Origin of the sequence: Dialister sp. UBA1703 (assembly GCA_002320515.1) — a bacterium.
Classification (GTDB): domain Bacteria; phylum Bacillota; class Negativicutes; order Veillonellales; family Dialisteraceae; genus Dialister.
Map to the genome: position 1 here is coordinate 7,928 of DCJJ01000015.1, position 3,300 is coordinate 11,227.

At 51.9% G+C, this 3,300-nt stretch carries 3 protein-coding genes; 2 read left to right on the forward strand and 1 reads right to left on the reverse strand.

The window, feature by feature from the left end; translation table 11 throughout:
• Nucleotides 1-19: 19 nt before the first annotated feature.
• Nucleotides 20-919, reverse strand: coding sequence for a DciA family protein (locus B2Y11_RS00820; protein WP_291054872.1), 900 nt, complete (start codon nt 917-919; stop codon nt 20-22).
• 118 nt (nt 920-1,037) lie between these two features.
• On the opposite strand from B2Y11_RS00820, the gene B2Y11_RS00825 reads away from it, so the two are divergent.
• A complete protein-coding gene (locus B2Y11_RS00825; RefSeq protein ID WP_291054875.1) occupies nt 1,038-1,967 on the forward strand; it encodes a PPK2 family polyphosphate kinase in 930 nt (309 codons plus the stop codon).
• Nucleotides 1,968-2,304: 337 nt separating this feature from the next.
• The gene (locus B2Y11_RS00830; RefSeq protein WP_291054878.1) at nt 2,305-3,261 is read left to right on the forward strand and encodes a PPK2 family polyphosphate kinase; all 957 of its coding nucleotides are present in this window, start codon (nt 2,305-2,307) and stop codon (nt 3,259-3,261) included.
• Nucleotides 3,262-3,300: the final 39 nt, after the last annotated feature.

Genomic DNA, 3,300 nt, shown 5'->3' on the forward strand with positions numbered 1-3,300 from the left:
TGAATGAATCAGTGCTTCCCTAGTCCCATTTCTTCTGGGGCATTTTCTTCAGCATATCCTCCGCTTCTTTTTCCGTAATGGCATCCAGGGGCCGGTGGAGGAGGAGGGCGAGGAGCTTTCTTTTTTCTTCCGCCACTGCCTGCTTGTGGAAGATTTTTTCTTTGGCCCGGTGGATGAGGATGTCCCGGGCTTCTTCGTACATGCTGTATTCACAGGGAAGGATGGCGCGCACCTGCTGGTAGGTGTAGTGGGGATTGGCCTTGAGAAGAAGGGTGACCTTGTTCTGCTTCGTCTTTTTCAGCTTCCGCCGGCAGGCGGGGCAGAGGGGGTCCTCCGGCGGGCAGAGGCTGCCGCAGAGGGCGCAGGGGTGGTAGCCGCCGGCCAGTTCGCCCTTCCTGATTTTCAGCACTTCTTCCATCATTTCCGCAAAGGGAGGCCGAAGGGCCTCTTTTTTTACGTGGCTATCCACCCAGTTTTGAATCCAGCCCTCTTCCTCTGCCGTAAGGCTCTGGCTGTACATTTTCTGTTCCTTTTCAATGGCCCGGTTTACCGGGGCCAGGGTGGTGAAGGGTTTGTAGGGCTTTTTGGGGGAGCCGGAAAGAAATCTGATATCCGTGAAATAGCGTCCGATTTCATCCTTGGCAAGGGCTTTCAGAATGTCGGCTTTCATCATGAAAAGCTGCTGGAGAAAGGTGGAGTTGGTGACCCGGACGAAGAGGAGGGGGCCTTTGCAGCCGGTGATGTAGGATTCCTCTGCCATGAGGTCCCCTACGATTTTCGGCCACCTTTTCTGGAAAAGGTAAAACTGGAAACCCTTATTTCCAAAAAGTTTCTGCCGCACGTCGGAACCGGCGAAAACGCCGGCAATGCTTTCCATGGTGCGGTATCTTTTTCCCTCGGGCTTTTTGTCTTCTTCCATGGTGATTCCTCCTTTTCTTTTATTATACTATAAGCGGTCATAGAAATTCTTTTTATGACGTCAAAGGGAAATCTGTTTTATAATAAAGAGAGATTTTAATGAACAGGAGGATGAAGCTATGGATGAAATCAAGGATGGTAAAGTGAATATTGACCGGTACCGGGTCAAGGAAGGGGCAAAGGTCAGCCTGAAGAAATATGCCACTGCCTGTGATGTGGCCATTGACAAGACAAAGGTGAAATCCCTCTATTTCCCCGAAGCCATTGAAAAAATGAAGGATCTCCAGGAAAAGCTCTATGCCCAGAATACCTACGGACTCATTATCGTGCTCCAGGCCATGGACGCCGCCGGCAAGGACGGCACGGTGAACCATGTCTTCGCCAATCTGGATCCCGGCGGCGTGAAGGTGGTGTCCTTCAAGCAGCCCACCACGGAAGAAAAGGATCACGACTATATGTGGCGTATCAATAAGGCCCTGCCGGAGCGGGGAGAAATCGGCATTTTCAACCGTTCCCAGTACGAGGACGTTATCGTCACCCGCATTCACGACCTCATTCACAAGGGCCAGCTGCCGCAGGACCTGATTCACAAGGACATCTGGGAAGAAAGATACGAGCAGATTAACAACTGGGAAAAATACCTCTACCAGAACGGCTTCCAGATGGTGAAGATTTTCCTCCACGTATCGAAGAAGGAACAGCAGCGCCGCCTTATGGACCGTATCATCAACCAGCAGAAGAACTGGAAATTCTCCATGTCCGATATCAACGAAAGACAGTACTGGGACCGGTACCAGGAATTGTATGAGGAAATGATTTCCAAAACATCCAAGGACATCTCCCCCTGGTACATCGTGCCGGCGGATAACAAATGGTACACCCGCTACGTGGTGGCCCTCATTACCCTGCAGGCCCTGAAAAAAATCAATCCCCAGTTCCCGAAGCTGGCGCCGGATGTGGCGGCCCAGCTGGAACAGTTCAAGAAGCTCATTTCCGAAGTGGATATCAAGTCCCTGGAGGAAATCAAGAATTCCATAGAGAAGGAATAAGGGAGCTGTCCGCTGTCCGCTCCCACCGGTCATCCTGGGCGGAGCGAAGGATCTCGGTACGTGGAGATAGTGGCCCATGGGCCGATAAATACCGGTCGGCGGTAAGGGGTGCATTCTTCAGAGCAAGGGGTGCCCGCCTTCAGGCGGCAATATAAAACTCATTTCCCGAAGGGCAATCCGCAACCCTCGCAGCCACAGGCTGCGTCAAACTTAAGAACCTTCAGAACCGTAAGAACCTTTCATTCCCTCTGAGCCCGGGCCGCTTCGCGGCCCCCTGCATCCCTTATACCTTCTAAAATCATCCCGCATTACAAAAATTACAGGGGAGAGAACCATTATGGAAAATCAGGAAAATGGATTGGAAAAGAAATACGATGGCTATGTGAAAGTCGATATTGACCGCTACCGGGCAGAGGAAGGGGAGAAAATCAATCTGAAGAAATTCCCCACTGCCTGCGATACGGATGTGGATAAGGAATCGGTGAAAATGAGCGCCTTTCCCAAAGCCCTGGAGGAGCTGAGCCTGCTGCAGGCCAAGCTCTATGCCCAGAGCACCTACGGCCTTATCATCGTACTCCAGGCCATGGACGCCGCCGGCAAGGACGGCACCATCCGCCACGTTTTTTCCCATCTGGACCCCAACGGCGTGCACGTGGTGTCCTTCAAGCAGCCCACCACCGAAGAAAAGGATCACGACTATATGTGGCGCATTAACAAAGCCCTGCCCCGGCGGGGGGACATCGGCATTTTCAACCGCTCCCACTACGAAGACGTGGTGGTGACAAGGGTGCATGACCTCATCAGCCAGGACAAGCTGCCGAAGAACCTTATCACCAAGAACATCTGGGACATCCGCTACCGCCAGATCCGGGACTGGGAAAGATACCTGGGAGAAAACGGATTTCACATGATTAAAATATTCCTCCACCTGTCGAAAAACGAACAGCGGGACCGCCTGGCCCAGCGGATTATCAACAAAAAGAAAAACTTGGAATTCTCCATGGCCGACATTAACGAAAGACGGTACTGGGACCGGTACCAGGAACTCTACGGCGAAATGATTTCCGCCACCTCCACCAAGGAAGCACCCTGGTACATCGTGCCGGCGGATAATAAATGGTATACCCGCTACGTGGTCTCCCAGATCGTCATCAGGGCACTGAAGGACATTGCTCCGAAATTCCCGGAAATGTCCAAAGAAATCAAAGAACAGCTGGAAGAATTCAGGAAACTCATCGAAAGTGGAAACGTGGGCATGATCGAAGAAATGGAAGACGTGCTGCAGAAGGAATAGACGATTCGCAGAGAAACAGTATTCCCGAAGGTTGACACG